22 protein-coding genes and 2 pseudogenes are annotated in these 23,783 nt (G+C 69.0%); 7 read left to right on the forward strand and 17 right to left on the reverse strand.

Annotation, left to right across the window (positions count from 1 at the left end; genetic code table 11):
* From ACY5J6_RS04640 to ACY5J6_RS04650, 3 genes are read left to right on the forward strand one after another with little or no spacing between them, the layout of a single operon-like run.
* Complete coding sequence (locus ACY5J6_RS04640) at window positions 1-693, forward strand: SDR family oxidoreductase (protein ID WP_462846186.1); 693 nt, start codon at window positions 1-3, stop codon at window positions 691-693.
* 9 nt (window positions 694-702) lie between these two features.
* Window positions 703-1,110, forward strand: a complete 408-nt coding sequence (locus tag ACY5J6_RS04645) for a SufE family protein (protein WP_462846187.1) — start codon at window positions 703-705, stop codon at window positions 1,108-1,110.
* A gap of 5 nt (window positions 1,111-1,115) precedes the next feature.
* Complete coding sequence (locus ACY5J6_RS04650; RefSeq protein ID WP_462846188.1) at window positions 1,116-1,676, forward strand: glycerol-3-phosphate acyltransferase; 561 nt, start codon at window positions 1,116-1,118, stop codon at window positions 1,674-1,676.
* Here the strand turns inward: ACY5J6_RS04650 and ACY5J6_RS04655 are convergent.
* From ACY5J6_RS04655 to ACY5J6_RS04685, 7 genes and pseudogenes are all read right to left on the reverse strand, one after another.
* Complete coding sequence (locus tag ACY5J6_RS04655) at window positions 1,670-2,737, reverse strand: branched-chain amino acid ABC transporter permease (RefSeq protein WP_462846189.1); 1,068 nt, start codon at window positions 2,735-2,737, stop codon at window positions 1,670-1,672. The genes ACY5J6_RS04650 and ACY5J6_RS04655 overlap by 7 nt on opposite strands.
* 1 nt (window position 2,738) lies before the next feature.
* Entirely contained in the window at window positions 2,739-4,592 is a 1,854-nt protein-coding gene (locus ACY5J6_RS04660; protein WP_462846190.1) for an AMP-binding protein, read from the reverse strand.
* 6 nt (window positions 4,593-4,598) lie between these two features.
* Window positions 4,599-4,826 carry an ABC transporter ATP-binding protein C-terminal domain-containing protein gene (locus ACY5J6_RS04665; RefSeq protein WP_462841841.1) on the reverse strand — a complete coding sequence of 76 codons (228 nt, stop codon included), beginning with the start codon at window positions 4,824-4,826 and terminating at the stop codon, window positions 4,599-4,601.
* 6 nt (window positions 4,827-4,832) lie between these two features.
* Window positions 4,833-5,348: pseudogene (locus ACY5J6_RS04670) on the reverse strand (ATP-binding cassette domain-containing protein); the annotation flags it as partial.
* Window positions 5,339-6,115 carry an ABC transporter ATP-binding protein gene (locus ACY5J6_RS04675; protein WP_462846191.1) on the reverse strand — a complete coding sequence of 259 codons (777 nt, stop codon included), beginning with the start codon at window positions 6,113-6,115 and terminating at the stop codon, window positions 5,339-5,341. The gene ACY5J6_RS04675 and the pseudogene ACY5J6_RS04670, both read right to left, overlap by 10 nt.
* Window positions 6,115-6,990 carry a branched-chain amino acid ABC transporter permease gene (locus ACY5J6_RS04680; RefSeq protein ID WP_462846192.1) on the reverse strand — a complete coding sequence of 292 codons (876 nt, stop codon included), beginning with the start codon at window positions 6,988-6,990 and terminating at the stop codon, window positions 6,115-6,117. Before ACY5J6_RS04680 ends, ACY5J6_RS04675 begins: the two co-directional genes overlap by 1 nt.
* Window positions 6,991-7,018: 28 nt before the next feature.
* Window positions 7,019-8,203: an ABC transporter substrate-binding protein gene (locus ACY5J6_RS04685; RefSeq protein ID WP_462846193.1), complete on the reverse strand. Its 1,185-nt coding sequence runs from the start codon at window positions 8,201-8,203 to the stop codon at window positions 7,019-7,021.
* 83 nt (window positions 8,204-8,286) lie between these two features.
* Between ACY5J6_RS04685 and ACY5J6_RS04690 the strand changes: the two genes are divergently transcribed.
* Complete coding sequence (locus ACY5J6_RS04690) at window positions 8,287-9,711, forward strand: lyase family protein (protein ID WP_462846194.1); 1,425 nt, start codon at window positions 8,287-8,289, stop codon at window positions 9,709-9,711.
* 9 nt (window positions 9,712-9,720) lie between these two features.
* Here the strand turns inward: ACY5J6_RS04690 and ACY5J6_RS04695 are convergent.
* The 3 genes and pseudogenes from ACY5J6_RS04695 to ACY5J6_RS04705 all read right to left on the reverse strand — a co-directional run.
* Window positions 9,721-10,647 (reverse strand): annotated as a pseudogene (locus ACY5J6_RS04695) (SLAC1 family transporter); the annotation flags it as partial.
* A gap of 24 nt (window positions 10,648-10,671) precedes the next feature.
* Window positions 10,672-11,604 (reverse strand): SDR family oxidoreductase, encoded by a 933-nt coding sequence (locus tag ACY5J6_RS04700; RefSeq protein ID WP_462846195.1) that lies wholly within the window; start codon window positions 11,602-11,604, stop codon window positions 10,672-10,674.
* Between the two features lie 90 nt (window positions 11,605-11,694).
* Window positions 11,695-12,261, reverse strand: coding sequence for a thioredoxin family protein (locus tag ACY5J6_RS04705; RefSeq protein ID WP_462846196.1), 567 nt, complete (start codon window positions 12,259-12,261; stop codon window positions 11,695-11,697).
* Between the two features lie 68 nt (window positions 12,262-12,329).
* Here ACY5J6_RS04705 and ACY5J6_RS04710 point away from each other — a divergent pair, with 68 nt between their 5' ends.
* The 3 genes from ACY5J6_RS04710 to ACY5J6_RS04720 are packed head-to-tail and all read left to right on the forward strand — an operon-like array spanning window position 12,330 to window position 15,639.
* On the forward strand, window positions 12,330-14,744 hold the full coding sequence (locus tag ACY5J6_RS04710) for a cation-translocating P-type ATPase (RefSeq protein WP_462846197.1): 2,415 nt from the start codon (window positions 12,330-12,332) through the stop codon (window positions 14,742-14,744).
* Window positions 14,741-15,199 carry a CBS domain-containing protein gene (locus tag ACY5J6_RS04715; RefSeq protein WP_462846199.1) on the forward strand — a complete coding sequence of 153 codons (459 nt, stop codon included), beginning with the start codon at window positions 14,741-14,743 and terminating at the stop codon, window positions 15,197-15,199. The genes ACY5J6_RS04710 and ACY5J6_RS04715 overlap by 4 nt, the downstream gene beginning before the upstream one ends.
* On the forward strand, window positions 15,196-15,639 hold the full coding sequence (locus ACY5J6_RS04720; RefSeq protein WP_462846201.1) for a hypothetical protein: 444 nt from the start codon (window positions 15,196-15,198) through the stop codon (window positions 15,637-15,639). The genes ACY5J6_RS04715 and ACY5J6_RS04720 overlap by 4 nt, the downstream gene beginning before the upstream one ends.
* Here the strand turns inward: ACY5J6_RS04720 and ACY5J6_RS04725 are convergent.
* From ACY5J6_RS04725 to ACY5J6_RS04755, 7 genes are all read right to left on the reverse strand, one after another.
* Window positions 15,602-16,039 carry a universal stress protein gene (locus ACY5J6_RS04725; protein WP_462846203.1) on the reverse strand — a complete coding sequence of 146 codons (438 nt, stop codon included), beginning with the start codon at window positions 16,037-16,039 and terminating at the stop codon, window positions 15,602-15,604. The genes ACY5J6_RS04720 and ACY5J6_RS04725 overlap by 38 nt on opposite strands.
* Window positions 16,040-16,042: 3 nt before the next feature.
* Window positions 16,043-17,767 (reverse strand): ribonuclease J, encoded by a 1,725-nt coding sequence (locus ACY5J6_RS04730; RefSeq protein WP_462846204.1) that lies wholly within the window; start codon window positions 17,765-17,767, stop codon window positions 16,043-16,045.
* Between the two features lie 94 nt (window positions 17,768-17,861).
* Window positions 17,862-20,003, reverse strand: coding sequence for a polyribonucleotide nucleotidyltransferase (gene pnp, locus ACY5J6_RS04735; protein WP_462846205.1), 2,142 nt, complete (start codon window positions 20,001-20,003; stop codon window positions 17,862-17,864).
* A 58-nt stretch (window positions 20,004-20,061) separates the two neighbouring features.
* Window positions 20,062-20,331 carry a 30S ribosomal protein S15 gene (gene rpsO / locus ACY5J6_RS04740; protein ID WP_462846207.1) on the reverse strand — a complete coding sequence of 90 codons (270 nt, stop codon included), beginning with the start codon at window positions 20,329-20,331 and terminating at the stop codon, window positions 20,062-20,064.
* A gap of 69 nt (window positions 20,332-20,400) precedes the next feature.
* Window positions 20,401-21,546: an MFS transporter gene (locus ACY5J6_RS04745; RefSeq protein ID WP_462846209.1), complete on the reverse strand. Its 1,146-nt coding sequence runs from the start codon at window positions 21,544-21,546 to the stop codon at window positions 20,401-20,403.
* Window positions 21,543-21,989, reverse strand: coding sequence for a hypothetical protein (locus ACY5J6_RS04750; RefSeq protein ID WP_462846495.1), 447 nt, complete (start codon window positions 21,987-21,989; stop codon window positions 21,543-21,545). Before ACY5J6_RS04750 ends, ACY5J6_RS04745 begins: the two co-directional genes overlap by 4 nt.
* Before the next feature lie 103 nt (window positions 21,990-22,092).
* Window positions 22,093-23,781, reverse strand: a complete 1,689-nt coding sequence (locus ACY5J6_RS04755) for a b(o/a)3-type cytochrome-c oxidase subunit 1 (protein WP_462846210.1) — start codon at window positions 23,779-23,781, stop codon at window positions 22,093-22,095.
* Between the last annotated feature and the right edge of the window lie 2 nt (window positions 23,782-23,783).

The raw sequence follows: 23,783 nt of genomic DNA on the forward strand, positions 1-23,783 counted from the left end.
ATGCGCGCCGTGCTCATCTCGGGGGCGAGCCGGGGCATCGGGGAGGCCATCGCCCGGCTCCTCCACGCCCACGGTTACCCGGTGGGGCTTCTGGCCCGGGACGAGGCGAGGCTAAAGGCCCTGGCGGCGGAGCTCGGGGAAGGGGCGCTGGCCCTCCCCGCCGACGTGCGCCGGGCGGAGGACTGGGAAAGGGCCGTGGCCCAAATGGAAAGGGCCTTTGGTGGGCTTTTCGCCCTGGTGAACAACGCCGGCATCGGCCTCATGAAGCCCGTATCCGAGCTTTCCGAGGCCGAGCTTAGGGAGGTCTTGGAGGTGAACCTGGTGGGCCCCTTTTTGGGGCTGAAGGCGGCCCTCCCCGCCCTTCTCCGCGCCCGCGGGGTGGTGGTGAACGTCGCCAGCCTGGCGGGGAAGAACCCCTTTAAGGGTGGGGCCGCTTACAACGCCAGCAAGTTCGGCCTCCTCGGGCTCATGGGAGCCGCCATGCTGGAGCTGCGCGACCAGGGGGTGCGCGTGGTGAACATCCTGCCGGGTTCGGTGGACACGGGGTTCGCGGGGAATGCTCCAGGCGCTTCTTGGAAACTCGCCCCGGAGGACGTGGCCCAGGCGGTGCGCTTCGCCCTGGAGATGCCGGAAAGGGCCTTGGTGAGCGAGATGGAGCTTCGGCCCACCCACGTGGCGGCCAAGGTAGGGTAGCCTTAGGCCATGGGCCTGCCCCCTAGGCTGCAAGCGGCCTTGGACCTCATCCGCTCCCTTCCCCGGGAGCTTAAGACCGAGGTCCTCCTGGATTACGCCAAGAAGGTACCCCCGCCCCCTCCGGGGGTGGAGCTGGAGCGGGTCCACGAGTGCCAGACCCCCTTCTTCCTCCGGGCGGAGGTGGAAGGGGGAAGGGTGCGCCTCCACTTCATGGTGCCCGAGGAGGCCCCCACGGTGAGGGCCTTCGCCGGCCTCTTGAAGGAGGGCCTCGAGGGGGAGCCCCCGGAGGCGGTGCTCTCCGTGCCCCCCACCTTCTACCAGGGGGCGGGGCTGGAGGAGCTCCTCACCCCCTTGCGCCTCCGGGGCCTCGAGGCCGCCCTCCTGCGCCTGCAGGACCAGGTGCGCCGGGCCTTGTGAGCCCCATGGACCCCTTGGCCGCCCTCCCTTCCTTCCTGGCGGGCTACTTCCTGGGAAGCCTCCCCGTGGCCTTCTGGTTTGGGGCCCTCCGGGGCAAGGACCTCCTGCGGGAGGGCTCCGGCCATCCCGGGGCCCTGAACGCCTACCGGATTCTGGGCCCGGTGCCGGGCCTCTTGGTCCTTTTCCTGGACGTGTTCAAGGGGGTCTTGGCGGTGGCCCTGGGGGAAGGGGTGGCCGGGGACCCCTTGGGGGGGCTCTGGGGGGGTGGGGGGGCGGTGTGGGGCCACGCCTTCTCCTTCTGGCTCGGCTTCCGGGGCGGGAAAGCCCTGGCCCCGGCGGCCGGGGTCCTCCTGGCCGTGGACCCCAGGCTCTTTTTCCTGGCCCTCTCCCTTTTCGCCCTCCTGTACCTCCTTTCCCGCAGGCCTTACCGGGCGGCCCTGGCGGTGGCCCTCGCCCTTCCCCTCCTGGCCGCCCTCCTCTGGAGGACCCCCTTCCACCTCTCCTTCGGCCTCCTGGTGGGCCTTCCGGTGGCCTTCCGCCACCTCGAGGACGGGAACCGTCAGTAGGGAAGGGGCCAGGTGCGGAAGTAGTTCCGGACCCTCCCCCAAAGCCCCACCAGGCCCAAAGGCTCCAGGATGAGGAAGACCAGGATCAGGAGGCCGAAGACCACGTTGCGCCAGGCGGCCAGGGTGGCGGCGTACTGGGGGCCCAGGGTGCCCACCAGGCTGTTGAGCACCTCGGGGATGAGGAGGACGAAGAAGGCTCCCAGAACCGCCCCCAGGACCGTCCCCGCCCCGCCCACGATGACCATGGCCAGGTACTGGATGCTCACCGAGAGGGGAAAGTACTCCGGGGTCACCGCCTTGTAGAGCTGGGCGAGAAGCCCCCCCGCTACCCCGGCGTAGAAGGCGGAGAGGGCGAAGGCGAAAAGCTTCACCCGGGTGAGGTCCACCCCCGCCACCCGGGCGGAGAGGTCGTTGTCCCGCACGGCCATGAAGGCCCGCCCGGCCCGGGTCATGAGGAGGCGCTTGCCGTAGGAGAAGAGGGGGAGGGCGAAGAGGAGGACCAGGTACCAGAGCTTTTCCGGGGTGTCCAGGCTTAGGCCCAGGACCTCAGGGGGAGGGAGGGTCCGGCCCCGGATCCCCCCCGTGACCGCCTCCCAGGTCTTGAAGGCGTAGTCCGCCAGGAACTGGAAGGCCAGGGTGGCGATGGCCAGGTACACCCCCTTGATCCTCAGGGAGGGGAGGCCGAGGAGAAGCCCCAAAAAGGCGGCGATCCCTCCTCCCAGGAGGACGCCCAGGGGGGCCAGGGGGCCCGTGAGGTGGCTTGCGGCGTAGGCCCCCACCCCCATGAAGGCGGCGTGGCCTAAGGAGATCTGCCCCGCCCCCCCCACCAGGAGGTGGAGGCCCAGGGCGGAGAGGGCCCCGATGGCCACCAGGGTGGCCACGTACATGGGGTAGGGGCCGAGGAGGAGGGGGAGGAGGAGGAGCAGGAGGAGGAAGGCGTAGAGGGCGAGGCGGCCCAAGGGGGTGCTGGCGTAGGCCTCGTCCTCCCGGTAGGTCTCCCGCACCGCCCGGGCGAAGCGCAGGCTAAAGGCGTCGGTGAGGCGCTTGGAGAGGGCGAACATCTCAGACCTCCTGGACCTCGAGGGTGGCCTCCAGCCTGCCCTCCCCCTCGAGGTAGCGGATGGGCAGGGCCACCTCCACCCGGCCCCCTTCCCCGTAGAGGGCCCGGATCACCGGCCCGTAGCGGGCCTCCACGATCTGGCGGCGGACCTTGCGCGTGCGGGTGATCTCCTCGTCGTCGGGGTGGAGCTCCTTGGGCAGAAGGGCAAAGCGGCGGATCCTGAGCTTCTCGGGAAGGGTCTCGTTCACCATGCGGATCTCCTCGGCGATCAGGGCGCGCACCTCGGGGCGCTCCGTGAGGGAGAGGTAGGTGGTGAAGGGGAGGCCCCGCCTCCTGGCCCAGTTCTGGACGTTTTCCGGGTCAAGCTCTACGAGGGCGGTGACGAAGGGCCTCCCGTGGCCGAGCACGATGGCCTCCCGGATGTAGGGGGAGTACTTCAGGCGGTTTTCCAAAAACTGGGGGGCGAAGCGGGTTCCGTCCTCCAGCGCCCCCACCTCCTTCACCCGCCCCAGGATCACCAAATGCCCCCGCTCGTCAAAGAAGCCCGCGTCCCCCGTGCGGAAGAAGCCGTCCTCGGTGAAGCTCTCCCGGGTGGCCTTTTCCCCCTTGAAGTAGCCCTGGAAGACCTGGGGGCCCCGTACCTGGATCTCCCCTTCCTCGCCGACGCGCACCTCCGTGCCGGGAAGAGGGGGGCCCACGGTCTCCGGGGGGGCGTCCCCGGTGGCGTGGGCGGTGGTGGCGGCGGCGGTCTCCGACTGGCCGTAGACCTGCCGGATGTCCAGGCCCAGGGCGCGGAAGAAGGTGAAGACCTCGGGCCCCAAGGGCGCCCCGCCGGTGACGGCGATGCGGCAGGCGGCGAGGCCGAGCCTGGCCCTTAAGGGCCTGGCGATGAGGGGGTAGAAGAGGGCCCGCTTGAGGTTGAGCCAGACCCCTACCCTTTCCCCCCTGAACTCCCGGCTCGCCCCCTCCAGAAGCGCTCCCATCCCGGCCCGGTAGAAGAAGGCCTTGATGGGGTCGGCGTCCGCCATCCGGCTTTGGATGAAGCTCGCCATCTCCTCCCAAAGCCTGGGCGGGGCCAGGAAGAAGTCGGGCTGGACCTCCTTGAGGTCCTCCCGCAACGTGGTGGGGTCCTCGGGGAAGTGGACGGTGGAGCCCTCCACCAGGCCCTGCACCACGGTGAGCATCTGCTCCCCGATCCAGGGAAGGGGCAGGTAGCTAAAGACCCAGGCCCCCTTCTGGAAGCCCAGGGCCTTCCCCACCGCCTCGTGCCCGGCGAGGAGGTTTTGGTGGGAGAGCATGGCGAGCTTGCTCCGCCCCGTGGTGCCCGAGGTGGGGGCGAGGAGGGCGGTCTCCTCCGGGCGCCGCCGCTTCAGGGCCTCCTCCCCCACCTTGGGGTCGCCGAAGGCCTGGCTGAAGCGCCTGACCTTCCCCCGGAAGTGCCGGCTCATCCCCGCCTCCTCCCACACCAGGACGAAGTCCACCAGGTGGAGGTGGGGGTAGACCTTGTCCAGCTGCTCCTCGTCGGAGACCACGATGCCCCTCGCCCCGGTGAACTCCAGGAAGTAGCCCACCTCCTCGGGCATGGCGTCGGCGTAGATGCCCATGGGAAGGGCTCCGAGGACCTGGGCGGCGAGCTCCGCCTCCACCCACTCGGGGGCGTTGTGGCCGAGGATGGCGAGGACCTCGCCCTCTTTAAGGCCCAGGGCGGAAAGCCCCCCGGCGAGGCTTAAGACCCGCCCCAGAAGCTCCCCCCAGGAGGTCTTCTGCCAGACGCCAAGCCGCTTCACCCGGAGGGCCGGGGCCTCGGGGCGCTCCTTGGCGTGCCGATGGAGGTATTCCAGAAGGGTTCCCCGCATATTCCCTCACGCCTGGCCCAGGTAGGCCTCCACCACCTTGGGGTCCTTGCGCACCCCCTCGGGGGGGCCGTAGTAGAGGACCTCCCCGTAGGAGAGGACCAGGACCCGGTCGGAAAGCTCCAAGACGGCCCTTAGGTCGTGCTCCACCCAAAGGAGGGTCACCCCCCACTCCTCCCGGGCGTCCAGGAGGAAGCGGGCCAGGTCCTGCTTCTCCTCCAGGGCGAGGCCCGCCATGGGCTCGTCCAGGAGGAGGAGCTTGGGCCGGCCCGCGAGGGCCCGGGCCACCTCCACCCGCTTCTGCAGGCCATAAGGGAGCATCCCCGCCGGGGCGTGGCGGAAGGGGGAGAGGTGGAGGTAGTCCAGAACCTCCTCGGCCCAGGCCCTTAAGCGCCACTCCTTCTCCACCCTGGGAAGGAGGAGGGGGTAGGTGGAGAGGGCGAGCTCCGCCCCCAGCTTGACGTTGTCCAAAACGCTCATCCCCCGGAAGATCTCCAGGCCCTGGAAGGTGCGCCCCAGCCCCATGCGGGCCCTCTCCTGGGGGCTTTTCCCCTTCAGGTTTTGGCCCAGGAAGGCCACCTCTCCCTTATCCGGCTCGTACACCCCGGAGAGGACGTTTAAGAGGGTGGTCTTCCCGGCGCCGTTCGGGCCGATCACGGCGAAGAACTCCCCCTCCGCCACGGAGAACTCCACCCCCGAGAGGGCCTTCACCCCCTTGAAGGAGAGGTGGAGGTTTTGGACCTCGAGGATCACACCCACCGTTTCCTCCTCCGGTAGCGCCTGGCCTGGCGGAAGCCCACCTCCTCCTTGCCCAGGTAGAACTCCATCACGTCCTGGTCCTCCATGGCCTCCTTGGCGCTCCCCTCAAAGACCACGCGGCCCCTTTCCAGGACGTACACCCGGTCCACGACGCCGAGGGCGGCCCGGGCGTTCTGCTCCACGAGAAGGAGGGAGAGCCCCTTTTCCCGCCTCAGGGCGTCCAGGGTCCGCATCACCTCCTCCACCAGCTTGGGGGCGAGGCCCAAAGAGGGCTCGTCCACCACGAGAAGCCTCGGCCTTGTGAGGAGGGCCATGCCCAAAAGGAGCATCTGCTGCTCGCCCCCCGAGAGGTAGCCCGCCTGCTCGCGGCGGCGCTCGTAGAGCCGGGGAAAGCGGGCGAAGACCTCCTCCATCCTCTCCTTGAGCTCCCTTGGGGGGAGGCGGTGGCCGGCGGCCACCAGGTTCTCCACCGGGGTCAGGTAGCGGAAGAGGGGGCGGCCCTCGAGGACGGCGGTGAGGCCCATCCGGGAGATCCGCACCGGGTCCAGGTGGGTGGCCTCCCGGCCGAAGAGCCGCACCTTTCCGTCCAAGACCCGGCCCTCAAACTTGGGGAGAAGGCCGGCCATGGCCCTGACCAGGGAGCTTTTCCCGGCCCCGTTCGGGCCCAGGAGGGCCACGGCCTCCCCCTCCCTCACCTCCAGGGAGACCCCGTCCAGGGCCAGGATCACCCCCCGGTAGACCACCTTGAGGTTCTCCACGGAAAGCATCACACCCTCTCGATCTGGCGCTCGCCGAAGAGGCCGTAGGGCCTCACGAGGAGGACGAGGAGGACCACCACGAAGGGAAGCGCCTCGGTGAAGCCCGGGAGGTAGGCCTCCAGGTAGCGCTGGGAGAGGGCCTCGAGGACCCCCAGCAAAAACCCCGCCGCCAAGGCCCCGCCCACGGCGTCCAGCCCCCCCAGGATGGCCACGGGGAAGACCTTGAGGCCAAAGAAAACCAGGTTGTACCCCACCCCGCTCCCCACGGCGAGGAGGGCCCCGGCTAAGGTGGCGAGGAGGGCGGAAAGCCCCCAGACCCCGGCCAGGATCCGGGCCGTGGGGATGCCCAGGGCCAAGGCCGCCACCTCCCGCTCGGAGATGGCCCGCACCAAGACCCCGTAGCGGCTTTTCCTGAGGAACCAGAGGAGGCCAAGCCCCAGGAGGAGGGCGAGAAGCAGGCTCCACACCGCCCGGGAGGGGACGAAGACGCCCCCCGCCTCAAAGCCCAAGTCGGGGAGGCTTCCCGGGAGGTACTTGAGGTCCGGCCCCCAGAGGAGCTGCACCCCCCCGTCCAGGGCCGCCGCCAGCCCGATGGTGGCCATGATCACCGCCACCACGCTCCGGCCAAGAAGCGGCCGCACGAAGCCCCGCTCCACCAGGACCCCGAAGAGGAAGGCCAGGGGCAGGGCGGCGAGGAGGGCCAAGGGCAGGGGGAGGAGGAGGGCGAAGGTGTAGGTGAGGTAGGCCCCCACCAGGAGGAACTCCCCGATGGCGAAGTTCACCACGCTGGTGGCCCGGAAGACCAACACAAACCCCAGGGCCAGGAGGCCGTAAAGGGCCCCGTTGGCCAGGCCGCCGATGAGGTAGGGCAGGAGGTCGGACAAGGGTGCCTCCGGCTGCCGAAGAGGGGGTCTAGGCCAGCTTGAGCCAGTCGGTGATGGCGTTGAACCGCCCGTCCTTGACGCTCGCCCGGTAGAGCTTGGTGTAGGGGATGCGGTGGTTCACGAACTGGAAGCCCCGCGTTAGGCCCAGGGCGTTGTAGTCCCCGATCTTCTCCAGGTACTCCACCACCCCGGCCCGGGTGAGCTTCCCCGCCTGGGCGGCGCGGCGCATGGCCTCGGCCACCCCCAGGACCACCGCCAGGCTACCCATGTAGTAGGTGGGGCGGTAGGAGGTGTCCCGGCCCTTCTTCTGGCGGAACTTCCGCATCTCGTCCACCGCCGGCACCAAGGTGTCGTACCAGTAGGGGTTGTGGTAGGTGACGGTGAAGCCCTCGGCGGCGGGCCCCGCCCGCTGGATGAGGACGAGCTCGGCGGAGTAGTAGGTGCCCATGAACTGGGCCCTAAGCCCTTGCTCCCTTGCGGTCCTAAGGATGAGGGGCTCGGCGGAGAGGGCGTAGCCCTGGAGGAGGACGAAGTCGGGGTTGGCCCGGCGGAGATTGAGGACGATGGGGGTGGCGTCGGTGAAGGCGGGCGGGGTCACCTCCTCGTGCACCACCTCCATGCCCAGGGCCTTGGCCCTTTCCTTGGCGTAGGGGATGGGGTCGCGGCCGAACTCGGTGTTGGAGTAGACCAAGGCGATCCGGGCCTTGCCCTTCTGCAGGCGCACCTGGCGCAGCAGGGCCTCCATCATGTCGTTGTAGGTGGGGCCGAAGACAAAGATGGTGGGGTACTTCTCGGGGTCGGCCAGCTCGCTGGCGAAGCTCGTGGCCGAGTAGGGGAGGCCGATCCGGGCGATCTCCGGGGCCAGGGCCTTGGAGAGGCCGGTGGAGTCCCCGTAGACGAAGAGGAGCTCCTCGGGCCGTTCCCGGGAGAGGACCCGGTTGAAGGCGGCCGTGCCCTTGGCCACGTCGTAGCCCGTGTCCTCCACGATGAGCTCCAGCTTCCGCCCGGCGATCCCCCCCAGGACCTCGTTCACGTAGTCCACCCCGTCCACGAACCCCTCCCGCCCGGCGTTGCCGGCGAAGGCGAAGGGGCCGGTGAGGGGGAGGAGGATGGCGAGCTTCACGGGCCTCGCCTGGGCGCTGGCGAAATAGGGCATGCCCAAAGCCGCCAAGGATCCTACGCCTAGCCTCTGCAGAAATTCCCTACGCTTCATGTTTGCCTCCTTCCAGGTTGACTTGGTACAAAGCTAACACGCCCCTCGCCTTTTGGCAAGCCTGGGCCCCGTAGGATGAAGGCATGCGCTGGCACGGGGTCTTTCGCCGCTTTGTCCTGGCCCGCCACTACCGCTTCGCCCGGGAGGCCTTGGTGCCCCACTTCTTCGACGCCCTCACCGCCTACGCCCTGGAGCTTTCCCGCCTGGGCCTGCCCCACGCCAGGGAGGCCGTGGCCGCGCTAAGGGAACTCCGCACCCTCCCCCTCCCCAGCTTCACGGGGGAGGTGGAGGACGTGTTCTTCTCCATCCAGGCCCAGCTTGCCGAGCACTGGGGGGAGGAGGTGGCGGGAGTGGTGCGCCGGGGGCTTTCCCGCAACGACCTGGACCTCACCGTCTTCCGCGCCTACCTGCGCGACCGGACCCTGGCCCTCCTCGCCGATCTCCTCCGCTTGCGGCAGGCGGTCCTCCGCCAGGCGGAGGGAAACCGGGGGGTGGTGGTGGTCCTCTCCACCCACCACCGCCCGGCCCAGCCCTCCACCCTGGACCACTACCTCCTCGGGGTGGAGGCCCTCCTCTTTCGGGACACGGAGCGGCTTTTCCGGGCCCTTTCCACCCTGAACCGCTCCCCCTTGGGGGCGAGCGCCCTGGCGGGGGCCCCGTACCCGGTGGACCGCCTTCGCTTGGCCCGCCTCCTGGGCTTTGAAGGGCCGGTGGAGAACACCTTGGACGCCGTGGCCGCAGGGGATTACGCCCTGGAGCTGGCCTCGGCCCTGGCGGGCCTCGGGGCGAGCTTGAGCCGCTTCCTCACGGACCTTCTGGCCTTTGCCGCCCGGGAGGCTTTCGGGGTGGGGGAGGGGCTTTCCCAAGGGTCCAGCTTCATGCCCCAGAAGCACAACCCCGTGGTCTTGGAGCACGCCCGCATCTACGCTGGCCGGCTCCTTGGGGGGTACGCCCCCTTGGCCCTCCTCAACCACAACACCCCCTTCACCGACCTCAACGACCACTCCACCGGGGTCCTGGAGCCCCTTGCCGAGATGCTCTTCGTGGCCGAGGCGGCGGTGGAGCTCACCCGGGTGGCCTTGGAGGAGGGGGGGTTTCTTCCCGACCGCCTCCTGGCGGAGTTTTCCCCCGAGGTCCTGGCCTCGGAGGCGGTGGACCTCCTGGTGCGCAAAGGGGTTTCCCTCCCCGAGGCCTACCGCCGGGTGCGGGGGGCCCTCCCGGGGCTCAGGCCGGAGCTTTTGGGGGTGGAGCGGGAGGAGCTTTTGGCCTGGATGGACCTCGAGGCCTTCTTCGCCCGGCGGGAGGTCCTGGGGGGCGTGGGGCCTAAGACCCGGGCTGAGGCCCTTTCCCGGGCCAAGAAGCGGCTCAAGAGCGACCGGAAGGCCCTAGCGGACCTCAGGGCGCGGGTTCGCCTGAGCCGCCGCTGGCTTCAGGACCTCCAGCCGGAGGAAGGCCAGGAGGGTGCGGAGGAGGAGGGGCAGGTAGAAGGAAAGCAGCACCAGGAATAGCCCCCAGGAGAGGAGGGCGAAGACCTGGCTCCCAAGCCCCTCGGCCAGGGCCCGGGTGCCCAGGGTGAAGGCGGCCAGGGGAAAGACCAGCCCCCAAAGCCCCGGCTGAAACGCCAGGCGCACCCGGTGGAGGAGGAGGTTTTCCAGGAGGAGGGCCATGGCCAGGGCGAACCACCAGCCGCCCAGGCCCCAAAGGGCGGCCCCCAGGAGGTGGAAGCCCTCGAGGCTTCCCCGGTAGAGCCCCGCCTCCCGGGCCCCTCCGAGGAGGGAAAGGGGGGCCAGGATGCCCACCCCCACCGGGGCCAGGCCGATGAAGAGGGAGGGCACCAGCTCGGGGGCGGGGCGCTCGTGGGCGTAGAGGCGGCCGAAGAGGGTGGCCCCCACCCAGAGGAAGAGGACGAACCCGAGCCCCAGGAACATGAGGAGCCAGAAGTAGGCCTCCCGGGCCCAGGGACCCAGGAGGGGGAGGAGGGGCCCCCCCGCCAGGGGCACCACGATGGCCGAGACCGGGGGGATGAACCAGGTGCCGTTGGCCGCCTCGAAGGGGAGGCGCATCCGGGTGAAGACCAGGTAGCCGAGGAGGAGGCTGGTCAAGAGCGTCAGGGGCGCCCCTAGGGCGAAGAGGAGGAGGGCCAGGCCCGTCCACCCCGCCGCTTTCAGGCTGGCCAGGCCGAAGAGGAGGAAGGCCAGGGGGAAGGTGGCGTAAAGCTGGGAGAGCAGGGGGTGGTGGAGCTCCTGCCAGATCTGGCCGGGGTGGCCTAGAAGCTTTGCCAGGAAGAAGGCTAGGCTTAGGGCGAAGAGGAAGCCGGTGAGGGCGTGGGCCAGGAGGGCCAGGGCAGGGAACCCAAAGGCCTTGAGGGCCAGGGCCACCCCGCTTCCCCCCATGACGGCGGCGAACCAGGCGGGGTTGAAGAAACGCGCGCTCATGAGGTCCATTGTGGGATACCGGGGTGGGGTAGGTCAACGCCCCCGGAAGTGGTCCACGGTGAGGCGGATGCCTTCCCTGAACCCCACCTTGGGCCGCCATCCGTGGGCCATGAGCTTTAGCGGGGAGAGGATGCTCCTTTCCAGGTCCCCGGGGCGCGGAGGGGCGGGGAGGACCTCGGGGGCCTGCCCCGCGGCCTCGGCCACCGCCTCTAGGACCTCCTTCGTGGTGTGCCCCTCCCCGGTCCCCACGTTGTACACCCCTTCCAGGGAGAAGAGGGCGAGGGCGTGGGCTTCGGCCACGTCCCCCACGTAGACGTAATCCCGCACGCACCCCTCGTCCCCCGGGGTCTTGCGGGCGTAGAGGGTCACGGGCAAGCCCTTTAGGACCCGCTCGGCGAAGATGGCCACCACCCCCGCCTCCCCGTGGGGGTCCTGCCTCGGCCCGTAGACGTTCCCGTAGCGCAGGGAGACCCACTTGAGGGCGTAGCTTTGCCCGTAGACGGCCAGGTAGTGCTCAAAGGCCGCCTTGCTGGCGGCGTAGGGGCTTTTGGGGCGGGGGGGCCAGGTCTCCTCGGCCCTTTCCCCCTCGGGCACCTCCCCGTAGATGGCCCCGCCCGTGGAGGCGAAGACCAGCTTCTCCACGCCGAACTTCCGGCAGGCCTCCAGGAGGTTCATCCCCCCCAGGAGGTTCACCTGGAAGTCCAGAAGGGGGTTTTCCACGCTCACCTTCACCGAGGCCTGGGCCGCCTGGTGGGAGACGTGGGTGGGGCGGAACTCCCTAAAGGTCCGCTCCACCCCCTCCTGGTCCCTCAGGTCCACCTGGAAAAAGGGGACGCCTTTGGGCACGTTTTCCCGCTTGCCCGTGGAGAGGTTGTCCAGGACCGCCACCTCCACCCCCCGGGCGAGGAGGTCTTCCACGATGTGGCTCCCGATGAAACCGGCGCCGCCTGTGACCAGAACGCGCATAAAAACCCCCGGGCCAAAGCCCGGGGCCAGTTTACCATCGCCCCGTCTGCGGCGTGCCCTCACGACCTGAGGCGGGGCCTTTGGCGCCGATCAGCCGATCTTGACCTCCGGCTCGTTCCCGGGCCTCCACTTGATGGTGCAGCCGATGGCGGGGGCCTCCTTGAGGGGGGGTTCTTTGCCCTGGAGGAGGGCTTCTATGGCCGCCTCGAGGTCGTGGCTTCGCACCTCTTCCGGGAACTTGGGGCTGTCGTTCACCCGGCCGTGGTAGCGGAGAAGCCGCCTCTCGTCAAAAAGGAAGACCTCCGGGGTGCGCAGGGCGCGGTAGGCCTTGGCCACCTCCTGGGTCTCGTCCAGGAGGTAGGGGAAGAAGATGCCGTGCTCCTGGGCGAAGGCCACCATCCCCTCGGGGCTATCCTCGGGGTACTTTTCGTAGTCGTTGGGGTTGATGCCCACGAAGGCCACCTTGCCCCGGTACTTCTCCGCCAGGGCCACGAGCTCGCCGATGGAGCCCTTCACGTAGGGGCAGTGGTTGCACATGAAGACCACGGCCAAGAGGGGCTCTTGGAACTGGGAAAGCCGGTAGCGCCCGCCCCTGGGGTCGGGAAGCTCGGCGTCAATCAGGGGGCTTTCCAAGGGAAGCTCGGGGTACTGGAGCATGGGTCCAAGATACCAGGGAGGGTTCCTTCGGGACAAGGGCCCTGGGCGGGCTCGGGTATCCTGGGGCCGTGCTGGGGCTCACCTCGGAGGAGGCCAAAAGAAGGCTTCAGGCGCACGGACCCAACGCCCTTCCCGAGCGCCCGCCCGAGCCTTTCCCCCGCAAGTTTTTCCGCCAGTTTCAAAGCCCCCTCATCTACATCCTCCTCTTCGCCCTCCTGGTGGACCTCCTTCTCTGGCTCCATGAGGGGGCGCGGGGCGTGCCCCTGGAATCCTTGGCCATCCTGGCCATCCTGCTCCTCAACGCCCTCCTGGGGGCCTTCCAGGAGAAGCGCTCCGAGGAGGCCTTGAGGAGGCTCAAAGCCCTGGCCGAGCCCTTCGCCTGGGTGCTCCGGGACGGGGAGTTCCGCCGCCTGCCCTCCCGGGAGATCGTCCCGGGGGACGTGGTGCGCCTCGAGGCCGGGGACCGGGTCCCCGCCGACGGCCGCCTCCTGGAGGCGGGCGGGGTCCTGGTGGACGAGAGCGTCCTCACCGGGGAAAGCGTCCCCCAGGAGAAGGGGGTGGGGGATGAGGCCTTCGCCGGGACCCTTCTCGTGCGGGGCCGGGCCCTTTTGGGGGTGACCCGCACAGGGACGCAAAGCGCCATGGGCCGGATCGCCCACCTCCTCTCTGGGATGGAGGAGGAGAAGACCCCTCTGGAGCGCCGCCTCCACGCCTTCGGACACCGGGTGGCCCGCCTGGTCCTACTCCTGGCCCTGGCCCTCCTCCTCCTGGGCTTCCTGGTGGAGGGGTTTTCCGCCAAGGTGGTCCTCTTCGCCGTGGCCCTGGCGGTGGCCGCCGTCCCCGAGGGGCTTCCCGCCGTCCTCACCCTGGCTTTGGCCCTGGGGGTGGAAAGGATGGCCCGCCGTGAGGCGGTGGTGCGGCGCCTTGCCGCGGTGGAGGCGTTGGGGAGCGTCACCGTCATCGCCACCGACAAGACCGGTACCCTCACGGAAAACCGCATGGAGGTCCAGGAGCTCTTGGGCCAAGACCCCCACCGGGCTCTCCTCGCCATGGCCCTCTGCAACGACGCCGACCCCACCACGGGGGCGGGGGACCCCTTGGAGCTCGGCCTTCTCCGCTACGCCAGCCGCTTTCTGGACATAGAAGGGGTGCGGCGGGAACACCCTCGCCTCTCCGAGCGCCCCTTTGACAGCGCCTGGAAGTTCATGCGGGTCACCACCCCCGTGGGGAGCTTCCTCAAGGGGGCCCCGGAGGCCCTCATCCCCCGCCTGGCCCTCCCCCAGGAGGAGAAGGCGAGGCTTCTTGAGGAGGCCGAGGCCCACGCCGCCCGGGGCTTCCGCCTCCTGGCCCTGGCCTTCGGGGAGGGGGAGCGGGAGGAGGGCCTGGAGTTCCTGGGCTTCGTCCTCCTCCTGGACCCGCCCCGCCCCGAGGTGCCCGAGGCCGTGGCCCGGGTCCTGAAGGCCGGGGTCAGGGTGGTGATGGTCACCGGGGACCACCCGGCCACCGCCCTCGCCGTGGCCCGGAGGGTGGGGATCCCGGCGGAGGTAGTGGCCACCGGGGAGGAGATCGGGGAGCTTTCCGACGAGGAGCTCCTCGAGGTGGACGTCTTCGCCCGGGTCCGCCCCGAGGACAAGCTCCGCATCGTGGAGGCCCTGCAGAAGGCGGGGGAGGTGGTGGTCATGACCGGGGACGGGGTGAACGACGCCCCGGCCCTCAAGCGGGCGGACGTGGGCGTGGCCATGGGGGTGAGGGGCTCGGACGTGGCCCGGGAGGTGGCGGACCTGGTGCTTCTGGACGACAACTTCGCCACCATCGTGGCCGCCGTAGAGGAGGGGCGGAGCATCTACGAGAACATCCAAAAGTTCCTCCGCTTCCTCTTTTCCACCAACCTCTCCGAGGTCCTGGTGGTGGCCTTGGGAATGGTCTTCGCCGCCCTTTGGGGCCTCCGCGACGAGGCCGGCCACCTTCTCCTTCCCCTAACCGCCGTGCAGATCCTCTGGATCAACCTGGTCACCGACGGCCTGCCCGCCTTGGCCCTGGCCCTGGACCGGAACCCCGGGGTCCTCTCCCGCCCCCCTAGGCCCAAGGAGAGCCCCCTCCTGGACCCGCCCTCGGTGCGCTTCGTCCTCCTCACGGGGAGCGTGAAGGGGGGGATCGCCCTCCTCCTCCTCGCCCTTCTCCCGGGCCTGGTGGGCCTTAAGGGGGCCCAGAGCGCCACCTTCCACTTCATGGCCATCGGCCAGCTCTTCTTCGCCTACGCCGCCCGGCACACCCACCTGAGGCCCCTCCCCAACCCCTACCTGCACGGGGCGGTGGTCCTGGGGGTGGCGGTCCAGGTGCTCGTGGGCGCCCTTTTCCCCGGGGCCCTGGAGGCCGTCCCCCTCCCCATGGGGGCCTGGCTTGGGGTGCTTTTGGCGGCCCTTTTCGCCTGGGGCTTGGCGGAGGCTGTGGACCGGGTAGTCTGGCGTAAGGAGGGAAGATGAAGGCGCTCAAGGCCAAGGACGTGATGGTGAGCCCGGCGGTGGGCGTCCCTTTGGGGACGAGCCTCGAGGCGGCGGCGAGGCTCATGCTGGAGAAGGGCATCGGTAGCCTCCTGGTGGTGGACGAGGGGGGCCGGCTTCAGGGCATCCTCACGGAGACGGACTTCCTCAAGGAGAGGGGCATCCCCTTCTCCACCTTCCGGGCCCCCATGCTCCTCGGGCGCTTCTTGGACGGGGGGCAGCTGGAGCGCCTTCTGGAGGAGGCCCGCACCACCAAGGTGGAGGAGATCATGTCCAGCCCGGTGCACGCCGTGGGTCCCGAGGAGCCCCTAAAACGGGTTCTGGACCTCATGCTCACCTACGACATCAACCACGTGCCCGTGGTGGACAAAGAGGGTAGGCCCATGGGCATCGTCTCCCGCTTTGACCTGGTGAGGCTCCTTTCCCAGCGGGCATGACCGCCCTAGCGTTTTTGGCGGTGGCCCTCTTGGTGGTGCTGGCGGGCCAGCGGGTGGCCTTCTACGGGGACGCCTTAGCGGAGAAGCGGGGCTGGGTGGGGCTCATCCGGGTGGCCGCCACCACCTCCTTGCCGGAGCTTTTCACCGGGACCAGCGCCGCCCGGCTCGGGGCCTTTGACCTGGCGGTGGGCAACCTCTTCAACGCCCTCGTCCTGGCCTGGGACGACCTCCTGTACCCGGGCGCCCTCTTCCACCAGGCAGGGGAGAGCCACCTGGGGGCGGTCCTGGTGGCCCTGGCCACGTACGGCGTGCTCCTGGTGGGGATGAGCTGGACAAGCTCGCCGTCCTCTCCTGGGACACCCTGGCCCTCCTTGCCCTCTACCTGGTGGGCCTCTTCTGGCTTTACGCCCTGCGGTAGGGCACCAGGAGCACGGGCTTAGGGCTTCTACGGGCCACCTCCCGGGCCACGCTCCCCAAGAGGAGCCCGTCCAGTCCCGTGCGCCCGTGGGTGCCCAGGACCACGAGATCGTGCTTCTCCGCCTCCCTCAGGATGACCTCCGCCGCCAGGCCCTCCAGCAGGTGGGCCTCAAAGGGCACCCCCATCTCCTCGGCCAGGCGCGTGGCTTGGTCCAAGGCGGCGAGGCCCGCTTGGCGCAGGTCCTCCAGGAGCTCCCGGTAGTAGGGGAGGGTTTCGGGGCCCAATAGGAGCGAGCCCAAGGGTTCCAGGACGTAGAGAAAGGCCACCCTGGCCTTCAGGGCCTGGGCTAGGCGAAGGCCTTCCCGCACCCCCGCCTCCGCCGCCTCGCTCCCGTCGGTGGGTAGCAGGAGGGTCCGGTACATCCCTCACCCCTCTATGACCACGGGCAGGATCATGGGGTCGCGGCCCGTGGCCTTCTTCAGGAACTTCTTCACCGGGTAGTAGATGTCGTCCCGGATGCGCTCCAGGGGCTTCTTTTCCCGCACCCCGTTTTTCAGGGCCTCGAGGGCCATGCGCCGCACCTCCCCAAGGAGCTTTTCCCCCGCCTTGACGAAGCCCCGGGAGATGACCTCCACCACGGGCTCCTCGTCGGCCAAGGCGGTGATGACCACCAAGCCCTCCTCGGCCATGTGGCGGCGGTCCGCCAGGATCTCCTCGGTGATGTCCCCCACCCCCAGGCCGTCCACGTAAAGCACCCCGTGGGGCACCTCCCCCACCTTCTCGAAGGTCTCCCGGGTGAGGCGGTAAAGGGCCCCGTTCTCCCCGATGAGGGTCTTCTCGGGGGGGTGGCTCATGGACTCGGCCAGCCACTTGAAGTTGGTCTGGTGCCGCACCTCCCCGTGCCACGGCAGGAAGAAGCGGGGGGTGGTGAGGTTGAGGATGAGCTTCAGCTCCTCCTGGGAGGCGTGGCCCGAGGCGTGGACCTTGTAGGTGGGGGGGTAGAGGACGTAGGCCCCCAAGGCGTAGAGGCGGTTGATGACCCGGTTCACCGCCTCCTCGTTCCCGGGGATGGGGCTAGAGGAGAGGATCACCGTGTCCCCGGGTTTGATGGCCATGCGGGCGTGCCCCTCGAAGGCCAGGCGGTGGAGCACGGACATGGGCTGGCCCTGGCTCCCCGTGGCCAGGATGAGGACCTGGTGGTCGGGGAGGTCCATGACCTCCTCGAGGGTGTAGAGGCGGTCCTTCACCTTGAGGTAGCCGAGTTCCAGGGCGATGCGGCTGAACTTCAGCATGCTCCGCCCCTCCATGGCCACCTTGCGCCCGTACTTCTCCGCCGCCCAGATCACCGACTGGATGCGGTGGATGTGGCTGGCGAAGGTGGTGACGAAAACCCTTCCTGGGGCGCGGCCGATGACCCGGTCCAGCTCCTTGGCGATCTCCGCTTCGCTAGGGGTATAGCCCGGGCGCTCGGCGTTGGTGGCGTCGGCGATGAGGAGCAGAACCCCTTCCGCCCCCGCCTGGGCCACCTTGGCCAGGTGGGAGACCTTCCCGTCAATGGGGGTGGGGTCCAGCTTGAAGTCCCCGGTGTGGACGACGGTGCCAATGGGGGTGCGGATCACCACCCCGGAGTTGTCGGGGATGGAGTGGGTCATCCGGAATAGATCCAGGGTGAAGTAACGGCCCACCTGGATGCGGTCGTCGGGGGAGATCTCCTTGAGGTTGAAGTGCCCTGGCCTTAGGCCAAACTCCTCCAGCTTTCCCCGAAGAAGCCCCAGGGTGAGCCTCGCCCCGTAGATGGGCACCGGGCTCTCCTTCCCGAAGACCATGGGGAGGAGGAAGGGAAGCCCCCCGATGTGGTCCTCGTGCCCGTGGGTCAGGACCCAGCCCTTGATCTGGTGGCGGTGCTCTATGAGGAAGTCCACCCGGGGGATGAGGAGATCCACCCCGGGCATCCCCTCGTCGGGGAAGGCGAGACCCCCGTCCAGGACGAAGATCTCGTCCCGGTAGCGGAAGATGGTGATGTTTTTGCCGATCTCTCCCATCCCCCCCAAGGGGATGATCTCCACGGCTTCCTGGCCCCCCCCCTGGGGCAGGGCCTCCTGCGGCCGGCGGCGCCGCCTCTTCCTGGGTTTGCGCTCTGGGTTTTCCATGTGCCTCCTTCCTCCCGGCCGGGCCGGGATCTTCCGCTAAACGCTGCCAGGGCTAAGGGCCCGCGCCCCATCCCCACCTTGGCGCTCCATGGAGCTAGCGCCGCCTCGGGGGGATCTTGCCCTCCAGCTCGGGCCGGATCAGGTCTATCTTCCCCTTCTCGTCTATGCGGTGGACCTTGACCTTGATCACGTCCCCCACCTTGAGGTGGTCCTCCACCCGCTCCACGCGGCCCGGGGCGATCTGGCTGATGTGGAGAAGCCCCTCCGTGCCGGGGAAGAGGCTGATGAAGGCCCCGAAGGGGGTGATCTTGGTGACGGTGCCCTCGTAGACCTCGCCCACCTTGGCCTCGCGGGTGAGGTCCTCTATGCGCTTCTTGGCCTTTTCCGCCGCCTCGAGGTCGCTGGAGTAGATGCGCACCGTCCCGTCCTCCTCTATGTCCACCTCCACCCCGAGCTCCTCCAGGGCGCGCACGTTCTTGCCCCCGGGCCCGATGACCAGGCCGATCTTCTCCACGGGGACCTTGAGGGTGAGGATTCGGGGGGCGAAGGGCTTGAGCTCGGGCCGGGGGGCGGGGAGGACCGATTCCATCAGGTCCAGGATCTTCAGCCTCGCCTCCCGGGCCTGGAGGAGGGCTTCCTTCAGGACCTCCCGGGGAAGTCCCCCCACCTTGTTGTCCATCTGCAGGGCGGTAACCCCTTTGCGGGTCCCCGCTACCTTGAAGTCCATGTCGCCGAGGGCGTCCTCGAGGCCCAGGATGTCCGTGAGGATCACCGCCCGGTCCTCCTCCCACACGAGCCCCATGGCCACCCCGGCCACGGGGGCCCTTATGGGCACCCCGGCGTCCATGAGGGCCAGGCACCCGGCGCAGACCGTGGCCATGGAGCTAGAGCCGTTGGACTCCAGGACGTCCCCCACCACCCGGATGGTGTAGGGGAAGGCCTCCTCTGGAGGAAGCACCGCCTTCAGGGCCCGCTTGGCCAAATTTCCGTGCCCCACCTCCCGGCGGGACACCCCCCGGAGGCGCTTCACCTCCCCCGTGGAGAAGGGGGGGAAGTTGTAGTGGACCAGGAAGGGGTCGGTCTCGTCGATGCCTAGGTCGTCGATGATCTGCTCGTCCCGGCCCGTGCCCAAGGTGACGGTGCCCAGCACCTGGGTCTCCCCCCGGGTGAAGACAGCGGAGCCGTGGGCCCGGGGCAGGACGTCCACCTCGATCCAGATGGGCCTTAGGTCCTTAGGCCCACGGCCGTCCGCCCGCCTGCCCTCCTCGAGGACCAGCCGCCGGAGCTCCTTCCGCACCACCTCGTCAAAGGCGCTCTCGTAGAGGGGCTTTTTGCCCTCGTCCGGGGTGCCGTCTTCCCCCTTGGGCAACGCCTCGGCGATCAGGGCCTCGGCGAAGGCCGCAAGGGCCCGGCTCCTCTCCCCCTTGCTGGCCGTCTGGAGCACCTGGGAGAGGCCCCGCTCCAGGGCCAGGCGGTAGAAGGCTTCCTTTTCCTCCTCGGAAAGGGCTTCGGGCGGGGTCCAGGCCATCTTGGGCTTGGCGAGCTCCCGGGCCATGGCCTCCTGAAGCTCCAGGATGGGCTGCATCTCCCGGTGGGCGAACTCCAGGGCCTGGACCAGAAGCTCCTCGTCCACCTCCCCTGCTCCCGCCTCCACCATGAGGATGGCGTCCCGGCTTCCTGCCACCACCAGGTCCAGCTGGCTTTCCTCCAGCTCCTGTAGGGTGGGGTTCAGGACCAGCTGTCCCCCGAGGAGCCCCACCCTCACGGCGGCGATGGGGCCCTCCCAGGGGATGTCGGAAAGCAGGAGGGCGGCGCTGGCCGCCGTGGGGCCCAGGATGTCCGGGGGGTTTTTCTGGTCGGCGGAGAGCACCGTGACGATCACCTGGACCTCGTGGCGGAAGCCCTTGGGGAAAAGGGGCCTGATGGGCCGGTCCGTCATGCGGGCCGAGAGGATGGCCTTCTCCCCGGGGCGCCCCTCCCGGCGCATGAAGCTTCCCGGGATCTTCCCCACGGCGTAGTGCCGCTCCTCAAACTCCACCGTGAGGGGGAGGAAGTCGGCGGCCACCGGCTCCTCCGAGGCTTGGGCCGTGGCCAGGACCACCGTGTCCCCGTAGCGGACCAGGACCGAGCCCGCGGCCTGCTTGGCGTACTTTCCCGTTTCCAGAATGAGCTTGCGCCCGGCTACCTCGGTCTCGTAGCGGCGGGCCTGGGGTGTGTTAGGTGTGGCTTCTGGCATGGCGTTCCTCAAAGGAAAGGCGGAGCCCTAAGGCCCCGCCCCCGACCTATTTCCCAGTTTACTTCCTGAGCCCCAACTTCTCAACCAGGGCCCGGTAGCGCTCCGGGTCCTCCCGCTCCAGGTAGCGAAGGAGCCTCCGGCGCTGACCCACCATCATCAGAAGGCCGCGGTGGGAGTGGTAGTCGTGCTTGTGGGCCTTGAGGTGCTCGGAGAGGCGGTTGATGCGCAGGGTGAGAAGGGCCACCTGCACCTCGGTGCTTCCCGTGTCCCCGGGGAAACGGGCGAACTCCTGGATGATCTTCTGCTTCCCTTCTTTGCTGATGGGCATCTTTTCCTCCGTCAGGGGGGAAGGCGCGAAGGCCCCTTCCTCCTCAAAGGCGGGCTTCCCCCGCCAGACCTAAGCATAGGGAGCCTGGGCCTTCCCGTCAACCAGGAAGAGGAGGAGGGCCAAGAGGGCCAGGCCCGCCCCTACCCCAAAGGCCCACTGGGCCCCTAAGGCCTGCCAGAGGAGGCCAAAGAGGAGGCTTGCCGGGAGGAGGAGGAGCCCCATGAGGGTGTGGTAGAGGCCGATGGCGCTGGCCTTCTCCCCCTCGGGGACCAGGGTGGCCAGGTAGGCCCGGTTCGCCCCCTCAAAGGCCGCCGAGTAGAGGGCGTAGAGGAGAAGGAAGGCCACCCCTTGGGCGGGGCTTTGCGCCAGGGCGAAGCCCAGGTAGACCAGGGCGTAGAGGCCATAGCCCAGGGCCACCACCCGCCCCAGGCCCACCCGGTCCGCCAGGCTCCCCAGGGGGTAGGCCAGGAGGGCGTAGGCCAGGTTGTAGAGGGTGTAGGCCAGGGTCACCTGGCCCTCCGAGAGGCCCAGGTCCTTGAGGCGCAGGAGCAGGAAGGCGTTGGAGGAGAGGGCCAGGGTGAAGAGGCCGGAGACCCAAAGGAAGCGGCGGTAGCCCAGGCCCATGCGGGTGAGGCGCAAGGGGGGGAGGGCCTTGGGGGGCCTTGTGGCCTCCCTCAGCCGGAGAAGAAGGAGAAAGGCCAGGAAGGCGGGCACCGCCGAGAGCCAGAACACCCCCCGCACCCCCACCAGGGGCAGGAGGAGGAAGGCGAGGAAGGGGCCCAAGGTGGCCCCCAGGGTGTCCAGGCCCCGATGGAGGCCGTAGGCCCGGCCCAGGGCCTCTTTGGGAACGCTCTCCGCGATCAGGGCGTCCCGGGGAGCCGTCCTCAGGCCCTTCCCCGTGCGGTCCAGAAAGCGGTAGAGGAGGACGTGCAGAGGGCTCGTGGCCAGGGCGAGGATGGGGCGGAAGAGGGCGGGAAGGCCGTAACCCAGGAGCAAAAAGGGACGCCTCCGGCCCAGGCGGTCGGAAAGCCTCCCCCCCACCACCTTGAAGAGGCTGGCGGTGGCCTCCGCCACCCCCTCCACCAGCCCGATCGCCCCGGCCCCCGCCCCCAGGCCCGAGAGGAAGAGGGGCAGAAGGGGGTAGACCATCTCGCTGGCCACGTCCATGAGGAAGCTCACCAAGCCCAGCAGGTAGACCAAAGGGGGGAGCCTCACGGGCGGTACCTCCAGAAAAGCCAAAGCAGAAAGGGCTCGGGCAGGACCATGAGCAGGGAAAGGGGGTCCAGGGGCGCCGGGGAGAGAAAGGCCAGGCCCACCGGCGTGGCGAAGGGGAGAGGCAGGGTGCGGGTGAGGAGGAAGAGGAGCAGGAAGACCAGGGAAAGCCCCACGCCCACCCGCCACACCAGGGGGGCGAAGGGGGGGTCCTGGTCAGGGTACATGAAGCGGAGGACCATAAGCCCCAGGGCGTAGGTGACCTTCAGGGCCAGGAGGGCCAGGAAGAGCTGGCCGTAGAAGTAGTACTCGCTCACCAGCCCGTACCTCACCGCCTCGGCCTCGGAGACCCCCAGGGCGCTTCCGCAAAGCCCCTGGCCGAGCTCTCGGGAGAGGCCAAGCCCCAGGAACTGGAGCAGGAAAGGGGCGAGGGAAAGCCCCACCATCCAGGAAAGACCGGGTCCGGGGACGAAGGCCACCCTAAAAGCTTTTCCCCTTCTGGGACAAAGGTCAAGGGCCAGGAATCCCTGGCCCTTGACCGAGGGTGGCCTACCAGAGCCGCATCCCCGGCACGGGGTGGAGGTTGCTGAAAAGCTGCACCAGGGTGGGCCCGTAGGCCAGGACCACCAGGACCACCGCCACGGCGAACCAGAAGCCGATGCGGTCCATGGCCTGGACGAGCCTCCGGTCCTCGGGGCCGGAGAGGACCTCGGCGAAGGGCACGGGGGCTTCGGCGAGCTCCGGCCGGCGCTCCCTGCCCAGGAGGACGCTGAAAAGCCCGTAGATGAAGAGAAGCAGGGCCACCAGGAGGACGATGCCCGCCAGGACGTTGAAGACCATGGGCATGGCGGCCTGGGGGTAGGCGTCGGGCACCTGGGCGATGTGGGCCCTCCGGGGCACGTTGAGGAGGCCCGCCCAGTGGAGGCCCACGGCCATGAGCATCATCCCGAGGAACCAGAGCCACACCACCGCCAGGCCGAGCCGCCTTTGGGCGTCGGAGATGGGCTTCCCCGTGAGGTTGGGGATGAGCCACCACAGGGAGCCCATGGCGGTGAGGGTCACGAAGCTCGCCACCTGGAGGTGGAAGTGGCCCGGGATCCAGGCGGTGTTGTGGACCACGTAGTCCAGGGTGAAGCTGGCGTTCACGATGCCCCCGGCGCCCCCGGGGATGAAGCCGATGAGGCCCAGGACCGGGGCCACGAAGGCGGGGTTGTCCCAGGGGAGGGCCCGGATCCAGCCCAAGAGTCCCTTGCCCCCCCGCATCCGGCCGGCGAGCTCGAGGCTCGCCGCCACGGTGAAGGCGGTCATGAGGCTCGGCACCGCCACGAAGAGGGTGAGGATGGAGTGGATCATCTTCCAGGTGGGGTCAATCCCAGGGTCGGCGAACTGGTGGTGGAACCCCACCGGGGTGGAGAGGAGAAGGAAGAGGAGGAAGGCCAGGCGGGCCATAGGGTCGGAGACGAGCTTCCCCCCGGCCTGCTTGGGCAGGACGGTGTAGATGATGGCGTAGGCGGGCAGGAGCCAGAAGTAGACGATGGGGTGGCCCGTCCACCAGAAGAGGGTGCGGGCGAGGAGGGGGTCCACCCCCTGGATAAGGCCAAAGGACCAGGGCAGGAGGAAGAGGACGGCCTCCAGCACGAGCCCGATGGAGGCGATGAACCACATGAGCCAGAAGACCACGGCCAGGTAGGTGGCGAGGGGGGTCACCTTGCCCGGGTTCCCTGCCTTCCAGCGCCGCCACAGGTCCAGGACGAGGTAGATGCTCACCCAGCTGGAGAGGACGAAGACGCTCGCCCCCAGGTAGAAGGCCCAGTGCCCCTTAAGGGGCGGGTAGAAGGTGTAAAGCACCGTGGCCTCGTTGGCGAGGAGGGGCAGGGCGGCCACCAAAAGCCCAAGGAAGGCCATCCACCAGGAGAGCCACATGAGGCCCATGTTGGGCCGCATGTTCAGCTCCCTAGCGGGCAGGTAGACCATGATGGCCTGGGCGAAGAGCTGGGTGAAGACGATGGCGTTCAGGACCCCGTGCAGGGTCAGGCCCTGGTAGTAGGACTGGACAAAGGGGAGAAGGCGCTTCAAGAGGGGATAGGCGTCCACGTTCCCGTAGTTCAGGGCCTGGAAGGGGCCGAAGAGGCTTCCTATGATGACCGCCAGGAAGCCCAGCACCAGGAAGTAGAGGGTGGCCTTCTTTTCCGGATAGGCCTCGTAGATCCGGCCGATCTCACCGCTACGCACCGCCATGG

It is taken from the genome of Thermus sp. H19.2 (genome assembly GCF_054979525.1).